Below are 24,128 nucleotides of genomic sequence, written 5' to 3'. Positions count from 1 at the left end.
TACAGTTCGGGCAATCTGTCGTATAGTCTCGCGACTGTCGTACAGTTTGAGCAGTCTGTCGTAGAGTTCCAAGTCGCTGTCGTACAGTTCGGGCAATCTGTCGTATAGTCTCGCGGCTGTCGTACAGTTCCAAGTCGCTATCGCACAGCCCCGTACCATCATCCAGTTCCTAATTTCACAATATCGACCTATTTCATTGGGAAGGGTAAGGTTTTTGGCGTAAACAATGGCGACAAGTGGCGGCGTTTGGTAAAATGACGGATGACAGCTCGTATTGAGGAGGCAATTTTGTGAAAGCGAATAAATGGTTTGGACTTATCGCAACTTTTCTATTACTGGTATCTACCCTATCTCCAGCAGGGGTTTTTGCAGAAACGGAAAGAACAATAGAAGATGAAAGTATATATGATTTGCTGGTGGACCGGTTTAATAATGCGGACGGCAAGAACGACTTTGACGTGAATACGCAAGATTTGAATTCGTTTAGCGGAGGCGACTTTACAGGAGTCGGTACGAAACTTGAGCATATTGTACGAATGGGCTTCACCCTTGTTTCACTAGGACCCGTTTTTGAAACGGAAACGTATGATGGAAGTAAAGTACTTGATTATGCGAAGCTTGAACCTCATTTCGGGACTTCAGAAGAATTTAACAAGATGATTAAAGCAATTCATAAACAGGATATGTCCGTGATTGCTGACTTTCCACTTGCAGGAGTGAGTGCGAATCATGTTTGGGCAAAAGAGGGAACTGTCAAAGCGCTTCCTGCTGCTGAAGGAACAATCGATTGGGATACTTCAGACGCCGCAACACAAAAAGCATTGAAGGAAGCCGTCGTTGATTTCATGGAAACGTATAAGTTGGACGGAATCAGATTAACGAAGATTGATAAAATCGATACGGCATTTTTGGATGAAATCATTCAGGCTGTAAAAACGGTTAATCCAAAAGCATATGTACTGACGAATGAAGAAAGTGACGCTGACTTCGATTCCGCTCCGAATAACGAAAAGATGAACGCGATGAGAAATTCATTTGTTAACTATGACGCGGATTCTTCACCATTATCGATATTTTCAAATGCGACTGAAAAGGAATTAGTCCAGTTCGATGAATTAACAGGACCGCGTTTTACATACGACATCGTAGAAGCGAGAATGTTCCCGCCGACAAGGTGGAAGCTTGCAATTACGGCACTATTTTCAATGCCAGGCGTACCGATTATGCCTTATGGTACTGAAATTGCTGTGAATGGCCAATCGGCACCTGAAAGTCATCAGCTTTTGAATTTCAAGATTGATGAGGAGTTAATTGAACATATCGGTGACCTTAACCAGTTGCGTAACCAATCAGAAGCTTTCCGTAACGGAGACTTTGAAATGTTGCACAATGACAACGGATTTACAGTATATAAAATTTCAAATGATGAAGAGACATGGATTGTCGCGCTTAATAATACTACTGGGACAGCCAATTTAGAAATTCCAAAAGAAGTAATCGGAGACAATAAAAAATTGCGTGGTTTACTCGGTGCTGATTTGGTACGAGAAGGTAAAGATGGTATTTACCGTGTTGTATTAGAACGTGAAGTTGCAGAGATTTATATCGCTGATGAAGACAAAGGGTTTAATACACCTTATCTAATCGCCTCGATTTTAATCTATGTCTTTTTCTTTGGATTCTTGTTCTTTGCCTTTAGAAAAGCCCGAAAAGCCCGAAAAGGAAGACAAGGCAAGAAAAGTGAAACGGTAGCGAAGTAAAACAGAAAACACCAGAATTGGCAAGTTGCCGATCTGGTGTTTTTCTATTACTTGGAAAGTCTCCTATTGTGGATGATTTAGATCATAGAGAATTCACGTTTAAACTCCAGCGCCTATGAACAGGCGCTTCCACTATTGTTATTTTGCTTTATAACCAATCATATTAACGGGATCTTTCGGTGATGAATAGGGTGGGGAATAGGCGAGTTCAAGGGCAGCAAGATCATCGACAGTCATTTTACCCATGATAGCGGTCGCAATGACGTCAATTCGTTTGTCGACACCTATGTCACCGACCGCCTGTGCGCCAAGGATGAGCCGGGACTTTTTATCATAATGAACACGCAGTAAAATACGCCCGTGGTCGGGATAATAACCTGCATTCGTTCGTCCATCATAGACGGCTGTGCCAAATTCGATACCTTCATCTGTTAAGCTTTTCGCCGAATGACCTGTCATAGCTGCCGTCAGAGCAAACAATTTCGTAATCGTCGAGCCAAGGAGCCCATTCATTTCGACTGGATTGCCAGCTAGATGGCGTGCAACGATGAATGATTGCCTATGCGCCGGCCAAGCGAGTTTCACACTTTTCGGTTTCCCGGTGAACCAATCTTTGCATTCTGCCGCGTCGCCAATTGCATAAATGTCAGGATCATTTGTCTGCATATAGCTGTTGACGATGATCCCTTTCGTCGGCCCGATATGTAAATCTGCTTCAATCGCAAGTTGCGTATCAGGATCAATACCTATACTGGCTGCGATAAAGTCAACGTCGAAGTTCACACCATTTTTCATAATCAAGCGCTTGCCTTCAATGCGTTCGATGGCATCTTCAAAGTAGAAGTCGACCTTATTATCCATCATTTCCTTGCCAAGCACTTGTGAAATTTCTGGATCCATTACTTTCATGACGCGCTCATTGCGATCAATAAGTGCTGTTTTTAGTCCTCTGTTGATGAAGTTTTCAATAAGTTCAATCCCGATGAATCCGCCTCCAATAACAGCGCACGACGTCGGTTTTTCACGTTCTAGATAGTCGATGATTACTTCCATATCCCCAAAGCTCTTTAGCGTAAATAATGGTAAATCGCCAAGGCCTTTTAAGTCAGGTGTACGGGCGATTCCACCGGGCGATAAAATTAGTTTGTCGTATGATTCCGTAAAGACATGATCTGTATCCATATTACGTACTTCAATCGTTTTATGTTCCCGATTAATGGAGAGAACATCATGCCCTAGCTTAACGGTTATATCTCGTTTCTCACTAAACTCTTCGGGAGACAATCCGACTAACTGCCATTTATCTTCAATTAATCCACCGATGACATATGGCATACCGCATGTACCATAGCCAAGTACTGGATCACGTCCAACTAATATGATCTCCGATTCTGGAACTGCGCGTCTAATTTGTGCGGCGACAGTGGAACCGCCCGCGATTGCACCGACAATTATAATCTTCATCAATAAATCCTCCTCGAACCAGATTACTGACTAACTTTATTCAAGAAAAAGACGCCTACTGTACCAGGACCCACATGTGCACCAATAACAGATCCAATCATATGGATTTCAAAACCTTTCGGATGGAATTGTTCTTCTATTATGGCTTTCAATTCGAGTGCTATTCCTTCGTCGTCGCTATGGCAAATTGCAATCGTCTGTTCAGCAAGCTGATCGCCGCGCTCTGCCATGAGCTCAGTCATACGGCGCAATACTTTTTTGCGTCCACGGTGCTTTTCAATCGGAACCAGTTTGCCGCCCTCGACGTGTAGAAGTGGCTTAATGTTAAGCAATCCGCCGATGAATGCACTCGTTTTAGATACGCGACCGCCACGTGCCATATAATCAAGGTCTTGCACGGTGAAGAGATGCTCCATATGTGCCGTCATGTAGCGGATTTTCCTCTCAATCGTTCGAACATCGTCTTCTCCCGCATCGCGTAGCCGAACTGCTTCTTTTACAAGAAGTCCGTAACCAAGCGAAGCGCATCTTGAATCAATAATAATTAGATTCATATTCGGATTCGTATCTTTCGCTTGGTCTCCAGTCATGATTGCGGTATTAAATGTTCCGGATAACTCTGAAGAAAAAGCGATGTAAATCCCACTTTCACCTGATGATGCCAGTTCTTTCCACTTACGAAGGAACAGTTCAGGTGATACTTGTGACGTTTTTGGTTGCTTGCCATCGCGTATTGCTTGGTAGACTTCTTTTGAATCAATCGTCATTATATCGTCGTATTCTTGGTCGTCGATAAGGACGCGTAATGGGAAGAGCGTTACATCGTTGTCTTCGAAAAATGATTTTGGTAAATCACTGGCACTGTCCGCAAATATTCTCATGTATTCCCCTCCATTGGATAATTGTAGTTATTCCAAGTGTAACCTTTCGCGGAGCACCCGTGCAATGCCGTCCTCATTATTCGTGTCTGTTACTTCATCTGCAATCGATTTCAGGCGATCAATTCCATTTCCCATTGCAACCCCGACTCCGGCATAGTCAATCATTTCAAGGTCATTATCTTCATCACCAAAAGCGATAATTCGCTCTTTTGGAATATCCATCCATTTCGAGACATGTGCAAGACCGACAGCCTTATTCAAGCCATGCCGAACAATTTCAATGACTTTCCACGGAGCTCCCCATTGACGATGATCAATGACTTCCGCGTGTACATCGCCAAGATGGCGTCGGATTGCATCGACTTTATCGTCAGGTGCATGGATCAGTAAACTCGTAGGATCGACTTGTAAGAAGTTTCGAATGTCTCCTTGCGTTATTTTAGGATCACCAAATCCAAAAATATCGAGCAGTTTTTCATCGTGATGATGCATGTATACATCATCCATCACTTCGGCAACAATATTATGGAATGTAAATTGCTGCATCGCATCAATGACCTCTTTCACTACAGGGAGTGAGATTGTTTCATGAATCGTTTTCCAAGATCGATCATCAGGATGGTGAACGAATGCACCGTTGAAATTGACAATAGGCGTTTTAAGCCCAAGTTGACGGTAATACACTTCACTTGCGCGGTAGGGTCTTCCAGTCGCGATCATAACGTGATGACCTTTTTCTTCTGCCTTTTTCAATGTAAGCTTGGTTTTATCTGATATTACTTTTTCGTCTGTTAGTAATGTCCCGTCAAGATCGAGGACGATTAAATGTGGCTTCAAAAAAACGCCTCCTTCTATAGGTAGTCTATCGTTAATATAGGATTCAAGTCAAAAAATCTCGCCATGAAATCGTCCTTTTTGTTTTTTTAGAAAAACTTTGGTACGCTCAAGTGAAAAGGAAAAGGTGTGATTTAATGAATGTAACTGAAGAGTTATGGGGCAATATTCCCTTATTACATATAGTTGAAGATGAGTTAAAAGACAAACAAGTTCCAGTCGTCATTTTTATTCACGGATTTACGAGTGCCAAAGAACATAATTTGCATTATGCCTACAATATGGCAAAGCAGGGTATCCGAGTTCTCTTGCCTGACGCGCATCTACACGGTGCCCGTGAAGATAATCTGGATGAAGTCCAACTAAGTTTACGATTTTGGGAGATCGTTTTGACGTCAATTGAAGAAGTGAGTTTCATTCGCGAAGAGCTGGTGCAACGCGGACTTCATACAACAGGTAAAATTGGTTTAGGGGGCACATCGATGGGCGGTATTACGACGCTTGGCTGCCTCGCTGTCTATGATTGGGTCGATGCCGCCGCTGTTATGATGGGCGCGCCGGGCTTTGTCCAGTTAGCAAAAGCACAAATGTCTGGGTTCGAACGTCGCGGTTTTAAATTACCCGTCACTGATGAAGAAAAGAAGAAATTATTTTCTACATTATCGACATTCGATTTAACGAAACACCCATCCGCATTAAACAACAGACCAATCTACTTTTGGCATGGCGAGCAGGATACAGTTGTGCCATATGAACCGACGCACAACTTCTATCAGGCAGTCAAAAAGGATTACGCAGCTGCGCCAGAACGATTTGAATTTGTTTCAAATGAAACTGCGGGGCATGCCGTTTCTAGGGCGGGAATGCTTCAAGCCGCAGATTGGCTTGCCTGGCATTTGAAATGAGCAGCCAAACTCTGCTATGATTGAAGTAGTAAAAACACGAAATGAGGGATGAAGATGAGCCAGGATATGAAAGATAGCATGATGGGGGCACTTGAAAACGTAATTGACCCGGAACTTGGAGTCGATATCGTCAACTTAGGTCTAGTTTATGATGTAGAGCTGGACGAAGAAGGCACGTCAAAAGTGACAATGACACTAACATCGATGGGTTGTCCAATGGGACCGCAAATCGTAGCCAACGTTACACAAGAACTAATGGAACTTCCAGAAGTGAAAAACGTAGATGTTAACATCATTTGGAGTCCACCATGGTCAAGAGATAATATGTCTCGTTATGCAAAAATAGCGCTAGGCGTAAGATAATAGAAAATAGTAAAACCGTGCGACTTAGAGATAAGTCGCACGGTTTTTTTGTTTCGCGGGTAAATCTCCACGCCAGATCATAAAGTATTTCCTTTTAGAATATAAAGCAGTGTCACTTTCTATATAGCGTCATACTGTTACTTGTATGATCATTGCTAAAATGAGTGAAAAAGGCTTTATTAATAGCGGTGGAGTGCCCGAAATTTCATCTTCGGGCACTTGTAACCTCTCTAGAAAGGCAGTTATTCTTTCATCTTCCAAAGCGAACCGGAAATGTACAGATGCAAATATAGACTTTTATACTTTTCTTACAAGTGCTTCATGTGAAAAAGTGGTTAATCAACCAACGTGATATTTCACACTTAAAAAGGAATATAGAAATAATGTCGAATGGTATAGATATGTGGGAGAATTCCAAATAAGGGGGAGTGTGTTTAAATGCCGATAAAAACTGCTGATGTATGTGATGACTTTTCAAATGAATTGCAAGTGTGTTCGACGGAGTTTAAATCGTATGGAAAAAACAAGAGATTCTCTGGCCCAATTGCGACTGTGAAAGTATTTGAGGATAACGTTCTTGTGAAAGAAGCACTGCAAACTATTCCGGAAGGCAGTGTTCTTATTGTCGATGGCGGCGGTTCAAAAAGCTGTGCGTTAATGGGTGGCAATTTAGGCGTTATCGCTGAAACCCGTAAACTCGCCGGGGTTATTATCTATGGATGTGTCCGCGATACGTCAGAATTGATTGAACAAAATATTGGCGTGCTGGCACTTGGTAGTCATCCGATGAAGAGTACAAAAGAGGGAAAAGGGGAACTGGATAGTAAACTGCATTTCGGAGATGTAGAGTGGAATCCAAATCACTATGTATATGCGGATGAAGACGGCATAGTTGTAGCTGCTCGTAATTTGTTCAGGTAATGACGAACTATTAAAGGGGAAAAGGCTTCTTTGTGGAGGTCTATTTCCATCATTAATCGCAGTGCAAATCACTTTACTTTCAATCAAATCCGTCCTATAATTTAATTAATCAAAGATAGTCAAAGTCAAACGAAGATATATAGAAAGGTGGATGTATATGCGAATGGATGGACAGCAAGAAGACACGCGTACACCTCTTGAACAATTTGGACGGAATCTTGTCGAAGAAGTTAAAAAAGGGAAAATGGATCCTGTTATCGGACGTGATGAGGAGATTCGCAATGTTATTCGGATTTTATCGAGAAAGACTAAAAATAATCCTGTATTAATCGGTGAACCAGGTGTTGGGAAGACGGCAATCGTTGAAGGACTTGCGCAACGAATTGTGAAAGGTGACGTGCCGGAAGGATTGAAAGATCGCCAAATTTTTGAACTTGATATGAGTTCACTTATCGCGGGTGCAAAATACCGCGGTGAATTTGAGGAACGCTTAAAATCTGTACTGAAACAAGTAAAAGATAGTGATGGAGAGATCATTCTTTTCATTGATGAAATCCATACAATTGTCGGCGCGGGGAAAACAGAAGGCGCAATGGACGCTGGAAACATGCTCAAACCGATGCTTGCACGCGGTGAATTGTACTGTATCGGTGCAACTACGCTTGATGAGTACCGTATGTATATTGAAAAAGATGCAGCCCTTGAACGTCGTTTCCAGCAAGTACTCGTCCGTGAACCGTCCGTCGAGGATACTGTGTCGATTTTACGGGGATTGAAAGAACGCTATGAACTCCACCACGGCGTGCGCATTCATGACCGTGCAATTGTTGCGGCGGCAACATTATCAGACCGCTATTTGACAGAGCGTTTCTTGCCGGATAAAGCAATAGACTTAATTGATGAAGCGAGTGCGATGATCCGTACCGAAATCGACTCAATGCCATCCGAATTGGATGCGGTGACACGACGGATTATGCAGCTTGAGATTGAAGAGCAGGCCTTACGGAAAGAAAAAGACGCAGTCAGTAAAAATCGTCTTGAAGTGCTTCGCGATGAATTGAAAGAGCTGAAAGACTCGTCCGCAGGTATGCGAGAGCAATGGAATTCTGAAAAAGAGACGTTGCGTGGAATTCAGGATAAGCGTGAGAAGCTCGACCGCTACCGACGTGAACTTGGAGAAGCTGAAAATCGTTTTGATTTGAATAAAGCCGCGGAACTCACTTATGGGAAAATCCCGACGCTTGAAAGTGAGTTACATGAACTTGAGGCCGCGCTTGTTGAGGGGCAGGAAAATCGATTACTCCGTGAAGAAGTGTCGGAAGAAGAAATTGCGATGATTGTTGCGCGTTGGACTGGTATTCCAGTGACGAAACTTGTTGAAGGTGAACGTGGAAAATTGCTTCGTCTGCGTGAAACACTTGAAGAGCGTGTAATTGGGCAGGACGACGCCGTACAACTTGTGACAGAAGCCGTGTGGCGCGCGCGTGCGGGCATAAAAGACCCAGACAAACCAATCGGATCATTCCTATTTTTAGGGCCGACCGGCGTTGGGAAGACGGAGCTTGCGAAAACGCTTGCTGCAACATTGTTCGATTCGGAAGATCATTTCATCCGCATCGACATGTCGGAATATATGGAGAAGCATAGTATATCGCGGCTTGTTGGCGCACCTCCGGGCTACATCGGTTACGAAGAAGGTGGCCAATTGACAGAAGCGGTACGACGTAATCCATATTCAGTGGTTCTGTTAGATGAAATCGAGAAAGCGCATCCGGACGTCGCAAATATCTTGTTGCAAGTATTAGACGACGGCCGAATCACAGATAGCCAAGGCAGACTCGTCAACTTTACCAACACTGTTGTCATCATGACCTCGAATATCGGTTCTTCGTACTTGCTTCATGGACTCGATGATACAGAAAATCATGCAGCAGAAGATTTAGTAATGGGCGAATTAAAAAAACATTTCAAACCTGAACTATTAAATCGAATGGATGACATCATTATTTTCCATTCACTTACGGGCAAATCATTCCATAAGATTGCACGTAAAATGATTGAAGACCTCGTCAAACGATTACGCGGGCAAGAAATCGTTATGGAGTATAGTGAAGACGTGCTTGATTGGATTGTCAATGAAGGAACAGATGCGGATTTCGGCGCGCGTCCATTGAAACGTTTTATCCAACGGCATGTTGAAACGCTGGTCGCAAAAGAAATCATTAAAGGTGAACGTAAGTTAACTGATAAGCTCATTCTAGCTATGGAAGACGGGAAATTAGTGATTCAAACAGATTAAAATAGAGAAGCCGCAGGAAGTTTGGACTTCCTGCGGCTTCTTACCTGGAGAAAAGCCGCCAAAGATGCAATTTTGGCGGCTGAAACTTTCTCTATAGTTTTTTTCTTATTAAAGAAGTGTCACTTTCTATTAGGCATCACATGATTAGATGCATACTCTTTGTTAAAAGTAAGTAAGAAACACATTATACAACGTGCAATAGTGCCCGAAATTGTATCTTCGGGCACTTACAATCTCTATAGAAAGTCATCTACTCTTTTCTTCCAAAACAACTGCATTTTTCACTTGAACAGTGTAGGGGCGCGACGGGCAACTATTCACAACAGGATGACTGAAAACAGAGTGTCTAGAAGTGACCGAGTCACTTCTAGACACTCTTGGACCCTCAGTAAACCTGTCCTGAATAGTTAGCCGTAAGCGGGCCGGAAATAGTCCAGTGAAAATGAAGGATATCAAGCCCTTCTCACCAGTATTTTATGCAAATAAATGGTTAATGAACAGACATGAATGCATCCAATATAAAAACCATCTCCAGCGAGGGAGATGGTTTTTTGTTGATTAATGATCTGCAATTTCGCCCTCTGGGAAAGATTCAGCCAAAACGATAACTATTACGGCAAAGATAGCCGAAACGATTGTTCCTGTCATGAAGTCAAAAACAGGTACGTTAGCGATTGCTCCAGAAACATAGTTCAACATTGTAACTAAACAGAAAGACCAGAAAAATGTCATTACGTATTTCATTGAATTCACCTCTACATTACTATTTCATATTTCATCATATCACAGAGGGTACATTGGAGAAACTAATTTCCATGCAAAGCGAACTTTATTTGGCGAAAAAGTGTCAGTAGGTTGAAAAGTGAGCCCGTTTCTTTTATGATTAAGAGCAGGTACTAATAATAGATGATAAAGAACGGGGGATGCGGAATGACTGCTGGATTTATTGGCATGGGTAAATACGTACCATCACACGTTTTGACGAACGCGGACCTTGAAAAACGTTTGGATACATCGGATGAATGGATTCGTACAATGACGGGCATCGAAGAACGACGCATTGCGGACGATTCAACGGACACGTCTCATATGGCATACAACGCTGCTGTGGAAGCTATCAAGGACGCAGGAATCAAACCGGAAGAAATCGGACTCATTCTTGTAGCTACAGTAACACCTGATCGACCTTTTCCGTCAGTGTCCACAATGCTTCAACAACAGCTCGGCGCAACCAATGCAGCTGCAATGGACGTTTCAGCGGCCTGTGCAGGATTTATGTACGGCGTGGTAACAGCGAAACAGTTTATCGAATCGGGCACATATGATTATGTACTCGTTGTCGGCGTTGAAAAACTATCTAAAATTACCAATTGGGAAGACCGCAATACCGCTATTCTTTTCGGAGACGGGGCGGGTGCAGCTATCATAGGTAACGTAAGTGAAGGACGGGGAATCCTGTCATTCGAACTTGGTGCAGACGGCAGCGGTGGCAAACACCTTTATCAGGATGAAAAACTCGTTATGAATGGCCGTGAAGTATTCAAATTTGCAGTCCGTCAAATGGGCGAATCCGCAGAAAGCGTTATTAGAAAAGCGGGTCTAACGAAGGAAGACGTCGATTTCCTTATTCCACACCAAGCAAATATACGAATTATGAACTCATCTCGTGAGCGACTTGGATTGCCAGTCGAAAAAATGTCGAAGACAATCCATAAATACGGCAATACATCTGCCGCGTCCATTCCAATTTCACTTGTCGATGATTTAGCTGAAGGCAGAGTGAAGGATGATGACGTTATTGTCATGGTTGGATTCGGCGGAGGTCTCACTTGGGGTGCGTTATGTATTAAGTGGGGAAGGTAAAACAACAAACGTTTTTAGTGGTGTATGAAAAGTGACTAGTAGAGTCAGTCTTTATAGAATAGAAGGGAAGTTTTTATAAATGGGAATAAAACGTGTAGTAGTAACAGGTATTGGTGCAGTTTCACCAGTAGGGAATTCGGCGGAGGAATCATGGAAAGCGGTCTTGGAAGGGAAATCTGGAATCGGACCACTAACAAGACTTGATAGTGATAAGTTTCCTGTAAAAGTAGCAGCTGAAGTTAAAGATTTTGATATAGAACACTATATCTCACGAAAAGACGCGCGTAAAATGGATCGATTCACGCATTACGCACTTGCTGCATCGATTATGGCAATGAAAGATGCAAATCTTGAACTTGAAGGCGATTTAGCTCTTCGTACGGGCGTCTGGATTGGATCAGGCATCGGTGGTATGGAAACGCATGAGCAACAGTTCCTGACGTTCCAAGAGAAAGGCTATCGTCGCGTTAGTCCATTTTTCGTTCCAATGATGATTCCAGATATGGCAGCGGGCCAAGTATCAATTCACCATGGTGCAAAAGGCATTAATTCATGTACCGTAACAGCTTGTGCGTCAGGCACGAACTCAATTGGAGATGCATTTGAAGTTATTCGCCGCGGTGATGCTGACGTTATGATTACTGGCGGAGCAGAAGCGCCAATTACAACGATGGCAGTTGCTGGTTTCTGTGCGAATACAGCTTTATCTTTAAACCCGGATCCTGCAACCGCGTCCCGTCCATTTGATAAAGAACGTGACGGTTTTGTTATTGGAGAAGGAGCAGGTATCATAATCCTTGAAGAGTACGAGCATGCAATTGCACGCGGTGCTAAAATCTACGCCGAACTAGTTGGCTATGGTGCAACAGGTGATGCGCATCATATTACGGCTCCAGCTCCTGGGGGCGAAGGTGGCGCACGTGCGATGCAACAGGCGATTGAGCAAAGTGGCATTACGCCAGATAAAATTGATTATATTAATGCCCACGGAACAAGCACGCCATATAACGATCATTTCGAAACAATGGCAGCAAAAACAGTTTTCGGCGAGCACGCCTATAAACTCACGATGAGCTCAACGAAATCAATGACAGGTCATTTACTCGGCGCAGCAGGCGGACTGGAAGCAATCTTCACAGTGAAGGCATTGCAAGAAGGAATCCTGCCACCGACAATGAATTTTGTTAATCCAGATCCTGAATGTGATCTTGACTATGTAACTGAAGGTGCGCGCAAAGCGGACATAACGTATGCAATGAGCAACTCACTCGGTTTCGGCGGACATAACGCATCACTCGTATTCAAAAAAGTATAAGTTTAAGTTTGCAGGGCGTTCCAGTTTACTGGGGCGTCTTTTTGTTATGTTTATGCGGTTTTGGAGGTTGCCAAGTCAGTCCAACGTTTAGCCCCCTTAGTATCGAAGTTCGTCCTCCCGGTTTTGAAATGCTCCAACCCACTCCTACACATTGACAGTATCTCTTATCAAATTTAAAAGCCCCCTTCGTCTAAAAGGGGGCCATGCCGTCATATAATCAAAGAAAATCAAAAGGATGATGCCAATGACACGCATATTCTTATTTCTTATCAGCTACGGACTAATTGTTGTTACAGTTTCACATATGATTTTTTATTTTAATTACAGATCACTCGGTTATGGCTGGCATCAAATCATCTATTTCATTATACATACGGCAGATTTTGCGCTATTCGTCGTATCTACAATCACGCTCATTCTTAGCGTCTACGTCCGAGCCCCATCGCGGCTTCCATCTTCCCGAGAGTGACAGATGCAATCGCATTTGCTTTCACTGCGCCTTCATCCAGAATTTTATCTAGGACAGGCGAATCTAGAAGTTCGTAGTATTTCTCCTGGATAGGTGATAGATGATTGATGACAGCTTCGGCTACGCCAGCTTTAAATGCGCCATACCCAAGTCCTTCATACTTAGCGACCAGATCATCAATGGCAACACCACTAAGTGCGGATTCAATCGTTAATAAATTCGAGACACCAGGTTTGTTTTCGACGTCGAATTTCACGATTCCTTCTGAATCCGTTACTGCACTTTTAATCTTTTTCTCAATTTCTTTAGGCGTATCAAGGAGCGAAATAGTCCCTTTTTTATTAGGATCGGACTTACTCATTTTCTTTAACGGATCCTGAAGTGACTTAATGCGCGCACCATTTTTCGGAATTCTGACTTCTGGTATCGTCAATATATCGCCGAATCTTTTATTGAAACGCTCTGCTAGATCACGCGTCAATTCAAGATGCTGCTTCTGATCATCGCCGACCGGGACGATATCAGTGTTGTATAGAAGGATATCAGCAGCCATAAGTGGCGGATACGTCAGAAGTGCAGAAGAAACGCCCTCTTTCCCATCTGACTTATCTTTGAACTGCGTCATTCGCTCGAGTTCGCCGATATACGAAATACATTGCATCATCCAGCCTGCTTGCGCATGTGCAGGTACTTCCGATTGGATAAATAACACCGCTTTCTCTGGGTCAATTCCACTTGCAATATAGATTGCAGCGAGAGAACGGATTGTTTTTGCCAGCTCTACTGGATCCTGTTGAACGGTAATGGCATGCTGGTCGACTATACAAAACAAGCACTCATAGTCGTTTTGTAACTCTGTAAATTGACGGAAGGCACCGATATAGTTGCCAAGTGTCACTGTTCCTGTTGGCTGAACGCCTGAAAAAATAGTTTTCATCTTAAAAATCTCCTCCTGTTTGATGGATATAATAATTTGTTCAGGCTAGCTTAATGATGCAAAAGCTCCGATGAAAGGCAACCAAAGTTCGCCGATAACGGAAGGTAGTCTAAGAACGCGACGTCCTGTCGCAACTAGGAGGGATGTAGTTCAATCCCTCCCCGCTACATGATCAAAATCCTGCTGACCCCGGCAATGGTTGCACACCTACATCCTGTAGGCGCACATCTACATCTTTGTAGACAAAAAAACATCAGTCGTCCCCGTAAAAAAGGGACGACTGATGTTCGATCAACCGTGGTACCACCCGAATTGCCCGAAGGCCACTCTGATTCCCATAACGCGGGGGACGTGACAAGCTTCTATTGGGTTAATTCAAAAAGTCCACATACGTCGAATTAATTCAAAAGGTTCGCTTATCAAGCTCGGGATCCCATTCTTTCGGTTCAGTCTACCTGTTTGCACCACCCACAGGCTCTCTGAAAGACTGATACAGAAATACTTTTTTCCGTCATTGCCATTCACTCTAAATGTTTCTAATAATTATAAATCCTACACTGGGAAAATGCAATAGGATTGCTCCTTACATATAAAAAATAAGGAGACCGATCCCCATCGAAACAAGGATGAGCGCACCGCTTCCGAGCATTGGACTTACGTTACCTGAAAATATTTCTGAAGGCTTACGCATCGCCATAACATCATCCATCCGACGTTTCGATGTAACTACTTTTCGCATGCTAACAGTAAATACATCGAAAAAACCAGTCGAAAAAACGAAAGAGATTAGACCAAGAAATGTTAGCACTCCTCCAACGATGAAAGATGCGTTTATATAAGAGAGTAAGGTCAGCTCTTTAAAATAGAGGAGAATAAGCAGAATAATTACTACATGTGCAATCAGAAAGTTCCTAATTATTTCCTTCATATTTCCACCCCGTTCCAAAGTAATAGTAAAGTATTGGTAAGGAAAAATCAATATAACAGATGCATATCAAAAAAAAACATGATTAAATTAGTCGCTGTAAGCGTTATCAATACAGGGTTTGTCTGTAAAATGCTGTTCTACTACACTGCTAAATTTCAAAAAGGTATGTACAACTGTGAGAATCATTGTATAATATAAATGTACCTATGTTTTCAGACAATTTAGAGGGGGTCATCGATTTGAAGAACCACAAATTTATGTGGCTAATTAGTATCATGCTTGTACTTAGCGTGTTCCTAGCGGCATGCGGCGACAAAAAAGACGACGCAGGCACTACTGAACCGGTAAAAGACAAAGAAGAGGACAAAGGAACTACAGAAGAACCAGCTAAAGAAGTAGCTCAAGTTCTGAATTTGATTGAAACTGCAGAAATTCCTTCTATTGACTCATCTATTTCAGAAGACGCTGTAAGTTTCATCGTACTAAATAACGTCATGGAAGGACTTTACCGTCTTGACCAAGATAGCCTTCCAGTACCTGCTATGGCAGATGGAGAGCCAGAAATTAGTGAAGATGGCTTGACATATACATTCAAAATCCGTGATGCAGAATGGTCTAATGGTACACCTGTAACTGCTCATGATTTCGTGTATGCTTGGCAGCGCGCAGTCGATCCAGCTACTGGTTCACCTTACGGACCGTATTTGATGGCAGGCATGGTTAAAAACGCAACTGAAATTGGCGAAGGAAAAGCAGAAATTGCGGATCTTGGGATTACAGCTAAAGACGATAAAACACTTGTCGTCCAACTTGAACGCCCTGTTTCGTACTTCCTATCACTTATGTCTTTCGGAACATTCTTACCACTTAACGAAGAATTCGTAACTGCTCAGGGCGATAAATATGCATCTAACGCTGAGGCAATGATTTATAACGGCCCATTCTCTTTATCTGATTGGGATGGAACTGGCAACTGGAAATACCTTAAAAACGACAAGTATTGGGATGCTGATACTGTAAAACTTGATGAAATTGTAGTTGACGTTGTTTTAGAAACTGCAACTGGCGTAAAACTTTATGAACAAGGAAAGAAAGATCGTGTAGTACTATCAGCTGAGTATGCAATGCAGTTCGCTGAAGATCCAGATGTTGTCAATGAACTTGAAATGTCTGTATTCTACTTCAAAATGAACCAAATGCGTGATGGAAAAGCTACACCGCTTGCAAATGCTGACATTCGTAAAGCGATCGCAAAAGGATACAACAAAGAAGAACTTGCAGACGCAGTACTTGCTAATGGTTCTATCGCTGCAAATTACCTAGTACCACAAGAATTCACATTTGATGAAGACGGTAAAGACTTCCGTGATTACAGCAGTGAATTCTCTGCATACAATGTTGAGGAAGCTCAAGCATTATGGACAAAAGGCTTAGAAGCACTTGGAACAGATAAAGTAACGCTTGAAATTCTTGGTGGAGACACTGAAAATGCTAAGAAACAACAAGAATGGTTCAAATCAGAACTTGAAAGAAACCTACCAGGTTTAACAATCAGCCTGAAAGAAGTTCCTTTCGCAGTTCGCCTTGAACTTGATGACACAAGTGATTATGATATTCAATCAGCAGGTTGGGGCGCTGACTTCCAGGATCCAATCTCGTTCATGGAATTGTTTGTAACTGGAAGCCCGCAAAACAAAATGAATTATTCTAACCCTGCGTATGACAAACTTATTGAATCTACAAAAACAACATATGCAAAAGATCCAATCAAACGCTTTGAAGTGTTTGCGGAAGCTGAGAAAATCCTACTTGAAGATGACGCAGCTATCGCACCAAACTATCAACGCGGAAGAATGGCTCTTATGAATCCAGCAGTAAAAGGTCTTGTTACACATCCATTCGGTGGCGACTATAGCTACAAATGGACGTATATGGAATAAGTGGAGAAGTAAGAGTTATGATTTAAAGGCTTAAAATCTAATAGAAAGAGAGTATATGGGCGTAATTGACCATGTACTCTCTTTTTCAATGAAATGGAAATAACTAAAAATTCTTTGTATTATTATGTCGAAAATTGTTGGTTTTTTCATTAAATTCACTTATGAATTACAGGAGGTGCGAAAATGGCAAAGTATATCACTAAACGTGTGATTTATATGTTCCTATCACTATTCTTAATTGCATCGTTTACATTTGTTCTTATGAAACTGCTTCCAGGGTCCCCGTTAGCTTCCGCATCAAAATTATCCGTTGAGCAAAGGGAAGTCGTTTATGAGAAGTATGGATTGAACGATCCGATTCCCGTACAGTATGTCCGTTATATGGGGAACCTTGCAAAAGGTGACTTTGGTGTATCGTTCCAATATAAAAATGCAGATGTCACAACTCTTATCGTGAAAAAATTGAAATACTCGGCGATTTTAGGGGCCCAGGCACTAATATTTGGGACATTAATCGGGATTATTCTTGGAATGATTGCCGCCTTGAAGCAAAACACAGTTTGGGATTATGGAAGTACCATTATCGCAATTCTGGGTATCTCGATACCATCGTTTGTATTTGCTGTATTACTGCAATACGTCTTTGCAGTATGGCTTGAAGTGCTACCAGTCGGTCTCTGGGAAGGTTGGAAGTCCAGTATCTTGCCTTCAATCGCACTTGCAATGGGACCTATTGCTATCGCGGCAAGATTCATCCGTACTGAAATGATAGAAGTATTAAGCTCAGACTATATTTTGCTAGCAAAAGCGAAAGGTGCAAATTGGTTTGAAATCGCTTTTAAACACGCATTCCGTAATGCACTAATTCCGCTAATAACGGTCCTTGGACCAGTTGCAGCAGGACTATTAACAGGATCACTTGTAGTTGAACAGATTTTTGCAATCCCGGGTATAGGTCAACAGTTCGTTAAATCAATTAGCTCGAACGACTTCGCTGTCATCATGGGTACAACAATGTTTTTCTCAGTATTCCTAATTGTGATTATATTAATTGTGGATATTCTTTATGGGGTCATTGATCCACGTATCCGTTTGTCTGGAGGTTCCAAGTAATGACTACTAACATGAAGAAACTACCAAAAGATTCGTTTGAACGGATTACAATCGATAGCTCGCATGCCGAAAAAATCTCGAAACCGAGTTTGAGTTTCTGGCAAGATGCTTGGCTTCGAATCCGTAAAAACAAAGCGGCTATCGTAAGTATGTTCATTCTTGTGTTCATTGTATTTATGGCATTTGTAGGACCTTACATGGTTGAACATGATCCAGAAGACGTAAAAGTTGCTCATGCAAGCTTACCGCCTAAAATTCCAGGACTTGAAAAATTGGGTATTTTTGATGGTGAAGGTAAACTAGGCTCTAAAACAGTAAATCTGTATGAATTAAAGAAAGTAGAAGTTAACTACTGGTTCGGAACGGATAGCCTAGGACGCGATTTGTTTTCACGTCTATGGAAAGGGACTCAAATCTCCCTATTAATCGCATTCGTTGCAGCTGTTATTGACGTTGTAATAGGCGTCATCTACGGTGGGATTTCCGGCTATTATGGAGGTCGCGTCGATGATATCATGCAACGGATTGTCGAAGTACTGATTGGAATACCTACACTGGTCATCGTCATTCTGATGATTATGATCATGAAACCGGGCATATGGTCAATCATTATTGCCTTATCGATAACTGGATGGATAGGCATGTCTCGTATTGTACGTGGACAAGTTCTTAAATATAAAAACCAGGAATTCGTTCTAGCTGCTAAAACGTTAGGCGCAAGTGATACCCGCATTATCGTTAAGCATTTACTGCCGAATATCATGGCGATTATTGTTATAAACATGATGTTCACAATTCCGACGGCTATTTTCTTTGAGGCATTTTTAAGCTTTATCGGAATGGGCCTTCAAGCACCGAAAGCGTCTCTTGGAACGCTCATTAATGATGGTTATAAATTCCTTGAATATCAGCCGCATATTTTATTCTTCCCGGCGGTTATCATAAGTTTACTTATGATTGCTTTCAACTTAATTGGGGATGGACTACGTGATGCACTTGATCCGAAAATGAAAGATTAAAGGAGGAAAGCGAAATGGAGAAAATTGTTGAAGTGAAAAACCTGGAGCTTTCCTTCCATACATTTGCAGGAGAAGTGAAAGCGATTCAGGGCGTTAATTTTGAAGTTTATAAAGGTGAGACGTTGGCTATCGTCGGCGAGTCAGGTTCAGGTAAATCGGTAACAACGAAATCGATTATGCGACTCCTTCCGAAATCTAGTACTGAGTATAAAAACGGTGAGATTTTATTCGGGGGAAAAGACCTACTGAAGATTTCCGAAAAAGAGATGCAAAAAGTAAGAGGAAAAGACATTTCGATGATTTTCCAGGATCCGATGACCTCACTAAATCCGACAATGACTGTCGGTAATCAAATTATGGAGCCATTACTAAAGCATCAGAAACTTAGTAAATCCGAAGCTCGAAAAAAATCTATTGAGTTGTTAACGCTAGTCGGGATGCCAAAGCCAGAAATGCGAATGAAACAATATCCGCACCAATTTTCTGGTGGACAGCGTCAACGTATCGTCATTGCTGTTGCCTTGGCATGTAATCCGAAGCTTTTGATTGCGGATGAGCCGACGACAGCTTTGGATGTTACGATTCAAGCGCAAATCTTAGAGTTAATGAAGGACTTGCAAAAGAAAATCGATACGTCTATTATTTTCATCACACATGATCTCGGGGTCGTAGCTAACGTAGCAGACCGTGTAGCCGTGATGTATGGTGGCCGAATCGTCGAAGTGGGAACGGTTGATGAAGTCTTTTACAACCCGCAGCATCCGTATACGTGGGGACTTCTAAGCTCAATGCCGTCACTGGATGCAACTGAAGAAAAATTATATGCGATTCCAGGCACGCCACCCGATTTATTGGATCCTCCGAAAGGAGATGCATTTGCACTGCGTAGTGAATATGCAATGAAGATTGATATGGAGCAAGTTCCGCCTCTCTTTAAAGTGAGTGAGACACATTATGCGGCGACCTGGCTACTCCATCCGGATGCACCTCAAGTGGATCCTCCGGCAGCGGTCATTGAGCGTATGAAGAGATTCCCTGGTAGCCGATATTATACAGGCAATGCAGGAGGTGTTCGATAATGGCTGAAAAATTACTTGAAATCAAAAACTTGAAACAATATTTCAATGTTGGTACAAAAAATGAAGTGCGTGCTGTTGACGATATAACATTCGACATCTATAAAGGTGAAACGCTTGGTATCGTCGGTGAATCTGGTTGCGGTAAATCAACAACCGGTCGCACAATCATCCGTCTTTACGACGCAACAGGCGGGGAAGTCATCTATGATGGCGTCGACGTCCATGCGAAAAAATCGAAAAAAGAACTGAAAGCTTTCAACCGGAAAATGCAGATGATCTTCCAAGATCCATATGCATCATTAAATCCACGTATGAAAGTGCTTGATATCATTGCTGAGGGTCTCGATATTCATGGTCTTGTGAAGAATACAAAGGAACGAACTGCACGTGTCCATGAGCTTCTTGAGACGGTAGGACTGAATCGTGAACACGCCAACCGTTATCCGCATGAGTTTTCTGGCGGACAGCGTCAACGTCTTGGAATTGCACGTGCGCTTGCTGTTGAACCAGAATTCATTATCGCAGATGAGCCGATTTCAGCTCTGGACGTATCTATTCAAGCGCAAGTCGTCAACTTGCTGAAAGAGCTTCAAGAAGAACGAGGACTAACCTATCTATTCATCGCGCATGACTTGTCGATGGTGAAATATATCTCAGATCGAATTGGTGTTATGCATTTCGGGAAACTTGTCGAAATCGGACCAGCTGCAACGATATATACGGCGCCTTTACATCCTTATACGCAATCGCTACTTTCTGCGATTCCGTTGCCAGATCCAGCTTATGAGCGTAGTCGTGTACGCATAAGTTACGATCCAACGTCACATAAGTATCTTCAGGATGAAGAAGTAATCATGCGTGAAGTGACACCAGGACATTTTGTCCTTTGCTCACAGCGCGAATTTGAAACTTTTGCAAAGTGATTTTAAATAGAAGCAACTGGGCTGGTTTTCGATAAGAAAACCGGTCCTTTTGCGTATTATAATGAAGTAAGTGGCAAGAATACGAAGGAATTCATGGATTCAGGTAATAGGAATTCCCTAAATGTTAATTTCTAGCCGTAAAAGTTGAAGAATTCAGAGGCGATTTTTATGTTTCTGAATTCTTTTTAATTAATTTGAAACCTTTGCCCACATCTAGACGTACTATATAATGTAGACATTAATTTTTTTCAATTAGCAGCTACCCAAATGAGAAAGTTTTTTATTTGACATGGCAGATGTTTAATTTATTCTTGCATCGGGTATAACAGTATAGAGAACATGCACATACTTGTTAAAGTCGCTTATGTTGCGGAACTGTGACAATTGTGGATGGGATAACTAATTTTTCTTGAAAAGTGTATTAATCAGTAATGAAAATGTGTATAATAGGGATTAGAAGCAGACAGTTTAAAATGATTCTAATCTAAATGTAAAAATATAAATCAAAACATTCGAGCCGACTGAAAGGGAGTGTCAGCATATGATGGTCACATTATTTACTTCACCTAGCTGTACATCATGCAGAAAAGCGAAAGCATGGTTAGAGGAACACGAGATTCCGTATACTGAACGTAACATTTTTTCGGAACCATTGAATATTGATGAAATAAAAGAAATACTTCGTATGACTGAAGATGGAACGGATGAAATTATTTCAACTCGTTCAAAAATATTCCAAAAATTAAACGTTGATGTGGAAAGCCTTCCATTACAACGCCTATATGAATTAATTCAAGAACATCCGGGTCTGTTAAGAAGACCGATTATTCTTGATGAGAAAAGACTTCAAGTGGGATACAATGAAGATGAAATTCGTCGATTCCTGCCTAGAAAAGTCAGAGCCTATCAGCTGCTTGAAGCGCGGCGCATGGTTAACTAGTCTGAAAATAGTGTGAAGCTGATAGGGGTTGACATTGCAAAATGCCGTATACCTATCGGCTTTTTCTGTTTCTCTTGCTTTCCGCGTGGATGTTCTCTACAATGCTATTACTATCAAAATTATACGTCCTAAGGCGGAAACCTTTCAAAACGTAGAGGACGGTCATATAGTAAGTATAAGCATTGCAGGATTTTTTCACACATTGAAGGGAACCGGATAAATCCTGTTCCATAGGAAGGGAGAGAAAAGGGATGGAAATAGAGCGTATTAATGAAAATACAGTTAAGTTTTTTCTTTCATATATTGATATCGAAGAGCGTGGCTTTACCCGTGAGGAAGTTTGGTATAATCGCGACAAGAGCGAGGAACTCTTCTGGGAGATGATGGACGAAGTCAGTGACGAGTCTGAGTTTGAAGTCGAGGGGCCATTGTGGATTCAGGTACATGCGATGAGCGGCGGCATTGAAGTTACGGTCACGCGTGCACAAATGTCTGAGGATGGCGAGCCGCTTGAATCACCATTCACTAGTGATGATTCAAGAAAACTGTTTCAGCATGGCAAAATGTATGACCGTGATGAAGATGATGATGATATGCCAGCTATAGGGGATCCAGCATTTGAATGGCTTGACAATATATTTGTCTTTAAAGAATTTGATGATCTTATTCCTCTCGCAGGGAAGACGTTAGACTATGAAGTAAAGACATCTTTATATTCGTTTGAAAATAATTATTATTTACACTTGTTATATGATGACGAAGTAATGGATGATTCTCGCAAGACTGATTTGTTCAGCGTAATTTCGGAATTCGGCGCACCGTCTAACATGACGATTCATCGAATTGAGGAGTATGGCAAACTAATTATGGATGCTGATGTATTCTCGACAATTCATCAATACTTTGGAGCTAAATAAAGGACGGTAGAAACAGCTATCTTAAATGGTAGCTGTTTTTTTTGCTTGCTTTACTGACTGAATATTTGTATTATTAAACAAAGGGGGAGTGAATAGTATTCTTACAGCAAAGACAGAGCAAGGAAAACTTATTATTCTTACGCCAGAATTAGAAAGAGAACGGTTGCGCAAATGGCGGAAGTTACGATTATTTTTTTGCCCTCAATGTAACTTTCCGGTTCAGTTGAAAGTTGGAGACATTATGATCCCACATTTCGCACATTTAAAGGATTCTACCTGTCTGACTTTATTCTCAGAGGGTGAATCACATAGCCATCTCCAAGGAAAGCAACAATTATATGCTTTTTTTCAAAAACATGCCGAGCTTGTCGAACTTGAACCATTCTTGAAAATGGTATCTCAGCGTCCTGATATCCTTATAACGACAAAAACTGAGTCGATACCCATCGAATTTCAGTGCAGTACAATTCCGGTTAGTGACATAGAGTCTAGATCCGCCGGTTATCGTAGTATAGAAATGAAACCCATCTGGATTTTGCATACCCCAGCAAAATTTAGTACATTGCCTGTAGGTGTCGGTACATTCCATTTTTCAAGATTCCACGAAAGCTTCTTGACACATACATCCCCTGAAGGCTATTTATTACTCACATATAACCCCAAAACTGAACGATTCCATTATTTCACCAGTCTTATCCATGTCGCAGGCAAGCGGTATATCGGTATCCATCGTATATTGCCTATGTCGATGCAAGTATTCCCTTTTGCCCGTCCTAAAACTCCATCAGGACTAGAAACCCGTCGCTATGTAGCCCTCTACTTTTCGATGCGCAATCAATTTGTTCAATCCCGTGTTTTATTAAATAAAAGGGGGGTGAACGATCCTTTTTTGAGAATGTGCTATGAACTGCGTGTGATTCCAACGAATCTTCCAAATTGGATTGGATTACCCGTCCTATTCAGTGAGTCATTTCGCGAGCATGATTGTGAATGGCAATTAGCATTCCTCTATTATTTGCGAAGAAAGGGGATCACTTTTAGCGAAATATCCCCTAGTCAGGTTAGAAAATATGTTTCTTGGTTAGAAGAACCATCGGAAGAAAAGGTAAAAGCATGCATAGCATACCGCGATTTACTTATTTCAGCGAGTGTAGATTCTTGTCAAAATGGAACAGTTATTGACGAAGAAAAATTAATTCAACTAATTTCAGAAAGATTGCTTGCAAAGCGTTATGAAAATTGAGAAAATAGTATTGAT

The 24,128-nt window shown here is 41.9% G+C and carries 22 protein-coding genes and 1 other annotated feature; of the genes, 16 read left to right on the top strand and 6 right to left on the bottom strand.

The annotated features are described in order from the left end of the window. Positions 1-290: 290 nt before the first annotated feature. Positions 291-1,760, top strand: coding sequence for an alpha-amylase family glycosyl hydrolase (locus I2484_RS01765; RefSeq protein WP_207149287.1), 1,470 nt, complete (start codon positions 291-293; stop codon positions 1,758-1,760). 138 nt (positions 1,761-1,898) lie between these two features. Here the strand turns inward: I2484_RS01765 and I2484_RS01760 are convergent, their stop codons facing one another. The 3 genes from I2484_RS01760 to I2484_RS01750 are packed head-to-tail and all read right to left on the bottom strand — an operon-like array spanning position 1,899 to position 4,942. Then, a complete protein-coding gene (locus I2484_RS01760; protein ID WP_255550919.1) occupies positions 1,899-3,224 on the bottom strand; it encodes a CoA-disulfide reductase in 1,326 nt (441 codons plus the stop codon). A gap of 23 nt (positions 3,225-3,247) precedes the next feature. Then, on the bottom strand, positions 3,248-4,105 hold the full coding sequence (locus tag I2484_RS01755; RefSeq protein ID WP_207149285.1) for a DegV family protein: 858 nt from the start codon (positions 4,103-4,105) through the stop codon (positions 3,248-3,250). A 27-nt stretch (positions 4,106-4,132) separates the two neighbouring features. After that, on the bottom strand, positions 4,133-4,942 hold the full coding sequence (locus tag I2484_RS01750; RefSeq protein ID WP_207149284.1) for a Cof-type HAD-IIB family hydrolase: 810 nt from the start codon (positions 4,940-4,942) through the stop codon (positions 4,133-4,135). A 134-nt stretch (positions 4,943-5,076) separates the two neighbouring features. Here I2484_RS01750 and I2484_RS01745 point away from each other — a divergent pair, with 134 nt between their 5' ends. From I2484_RS01745 to I2484_RS01730, 4 genes are all read left to right on the top strand, one after another. Beyond that, positions 5,077-5,844 carry a prolyl oligopeptidase family serine peptidase gene (locus I2484_RS01745; protein WP_207149283.1) on the top strand — a complete coding sequence of 256 codons (768 nt, stop codon included), beginning with the start codon at positions 5,077-5,079 and terminating at the stop codon, positions 5,842-5,844. 54 nt (positions 5,845-5,898) lie between these two features. Further along, positions 5,899-6,207 carry a metal-sulfur cluster assembly factor gene (locus I2484_RS01740; RefSeq protein ID WP_067211901.1) on the top strand — a complete coding sequence of 103 codons (309 nt, stop codon included), beginning with the start codon at positions 5,899-5,901 and terminating at the stop codon, positions 6,205-6,207. Between the two features lie 438 nt (positions 6,208-6,645). After that, positions 6,646-7,128 carry a ribonuclease E activity regulator RraA gene (rraA, locus tag I2484_RS01735; RefSeq protein ID WP_207149282.1) on the top strand — a complete coding sequence of 161 codons (483 nt, stop codon included), beginning with the start codon at positions 6,646-6,648 and terminating at the stop codon, positions 7,126-7,128. A gap of 163 nt (positions 7,129-7,291) precedes the next feature. Further along, on the top strand, positions 7,292-9,427 hold the full coding sequence (locus I2484_RS01730; RefSeq protein ID WP_207149281.1) for an ATP-dependent Clp protease ATP-binding subunit: 2,136 nt from the start codon (positions 7,292-7,294) through the stop codon (positions 9,425-9,427). A gap of 558 nt (positions 9,428-9,985) precedes the next feature. On the opposite strand, the gene I2484_RS01725 is transcribed toward I2484_RS01730, so the two are convergent. Next, complete coding sequence (locus tag I2484_RS01725; RefSeq protein ID WP_207149280.1) at positions 9,986-10,171, bottom strand: YjzD family protein; 186 nt, start codon at positions 10,169-10,171, stop codon at positions 9,986-9,988. A 186-nt stretch (positions 10,172-10,357) separates the two neighbouring features. On the opposite strand from I2484_RS01725, the gene I2484_RS01720 reads away from it, so the two are divergent. The 3 genes from I2484_RS01720 (at position 10,358) to I2484_RS21920 (ending at position 13,074) form a co-directional block, all read left to right on the top strand. After that, entirely contained in the window at positions 10,358-11,290 is a 933-nt protein-coding gene (locus tag I2484_RS01720; protein WP_207149279.1) for a beta-ketoacyl-ACP synthase III, read from the top strand. Between the two features lie 79 nt (positions 11,291-11,369). Continuing rightward, on the top strand, positions 11,370-12,605 hold the full coding sequence (gene fabF, locus I2484_RS01715; protein ID WP_207149278.1) for a beta-ketoacyl-ACP synthase II: 1,236 nt from the start codon (positions 11,370-11,372) through the stop codon (positions 12,603-12,605). Between the two features lie 235 nt (positions 12,606-12,840). Then, positions 12,841-13,074, top strand: coding sequence for a YuzI family membrane protein (locus I2484_RS21920; protein WP_481886364.1), 234 nt, complete (start codon positions 12,841-12,843; stop codon positions 13,072-13,074). Here the strand turns inward: I2484_RS21920 and trpS are convergent. Together trpS and I2484_RS01705 are read right to left on the bottom strand one after the other, a co-directional pair. Further along, a complete protein-coding gene (gene trpS / locus I2484_RS01710; RefSeq protein WP_207149277.1) occupies positions 13,025-14,011 on the bottom strand; it encodes a tryptophan--tRNA ligase in 987 nt (328 codons plus the stop codon). The two genes, I2484_RS21920 and trpS, sit on opposite strands and share 50 nt — an antisense overlap. Positions 14,012-14,280: 269 nt before the next feature. Continuing rightward, positions 14,281-14,535 (bottom strand) — a binding site (T-box leader). 59 nt (positions 14,536-14,594) lie between these two features. After that, entirely contained in the window at positions 14,595-14,939 is a 345-nt protein-coding gene (locus I2484_RS01705) for a DUF3899 domain-containing protein (protein WP_207149276.1), read from the bottom strand. Between the two features lie 239 nt (positions 14,940-15,178). Here I2484_RS01705 and I2484_RS01700 point away from each other — a divergent pair, with 239 nt between their 5' ends. The 8 genes from I2484_RS01700 to I2484_RS01665 all read left to right on the top strand — a co-directional run bounded on the left by I2484_RS01700 (position 15,179) and on the right by I2484_RS01665 (position 24,113). Next, entirely contained in the window at positions 15,179-16,879 is a 1,701-nt protein-coding gene (locus I2484_RS01700; RefSeq protein ID WP_207149275.1) for a peptide ABC transporter substrate-binding protein, read from the top strand. Between the two features lie 183 nt (positions 16,880-17,062). Beyond that, a complete protein-coding gene (gene opp3b, locus I2484_RS01695) occupies positions 17,063-17,992 on the top strand; it encodes an oligopeptide ABC transporter permease (RefSeq protein WP_207149274.1) in 930 nt (309 codons plus the stop codon). Further along, positions 17,992-19,011, top strand: a complete 1,020-nt coding sequence (gene opp3C / locus I2484_RS01690) for an oligopeptide ABC transporter permease (RefSeq protein WP_275956869.1) — start codon at positions 17,992-17,994, stop codon at positions 19,009-19,011. The genes opp3b and opp3C overlap by 1 nt, the downstream gene beginning before the upstream one ends. Before the next feature lie 14 nt (positions 19,012-19,025). Further along, the gene (locus I2484_RS01685; protein WP_207149273.1) at positions 19,026-20,090 is read left to right on the top strand and encodes an ABC transporter ATP-binding protein; all 1,065 of its coding nucleotides are present in this window, start codon (positions 19,026-19,028) and stop codon (positions 20,088-20,090) included. Continuing rightward, the gene (locus I2484_RS01680; protein WP_207149272.1) at positions 20,090-21,013 is read left to right on the top strand and encodes an ABC transporter ATP-binding protein; all 924 of its coding nucleotides are present in this window, start codon (positions 20,090-20,092) and stop codon (positions 21,011-21,013) included. The genes I2484_RS01685 and I2484_RS01680 overlap by 1 nt, the downstream gene beginning before the upstream one ends. Positions 21,014-21,557: 544 nt before the next feature. Then, positions 21,558-21,953 carry a transcriptional regulator SpxA gene (gene spxA, locus I2484_RS01675; RefSeq protein WP_186669618.1) on the top strand — a complete coding sequence of 132 codons (396 nt, stop codon included), beginning with the start codon at positions 21,558-21,560 and terminating at the stop codon, positions 21,951-21,953. Between the two features lie 251 nt (positions 21,954-22,204). Further along, positions 22,205-22,870: an adaptor protein MecA gene (gene mecA / locus I2484_RS01670; RefSeq protein WP_207149271.1), complete on the top strand. Its 666-nt coding sequence runs from the start codon at positions 22,205-22,207 to the stop codon at positions 22,868-22,870. Positions 22,871-22,958: 88 nt separating this feature from the next. Then, complete coding sequence (locus I2484_RS01665; protein WP_207149270.1) at positions 22,959-24,113, top strand: competence protein CoiA family protein; 1,155 nt, start codon at positions 22,959-22,961, stop codon at positions 24,111-24,113. Positions 24,114-24,128 lie beyond the last annotated feature (15 nt).

It is taken from the genome of Sporosarcina sp. E16_8 (assembly GCF_017347095.1).
Lineage (GTDB): Bacteria > Bacillota > Bacilli > Bacillales_A > Planococcaceae > Sporosarcina.
This window is presented reverse-complemented; position numbering and strand designations above follow the sequence as displayed.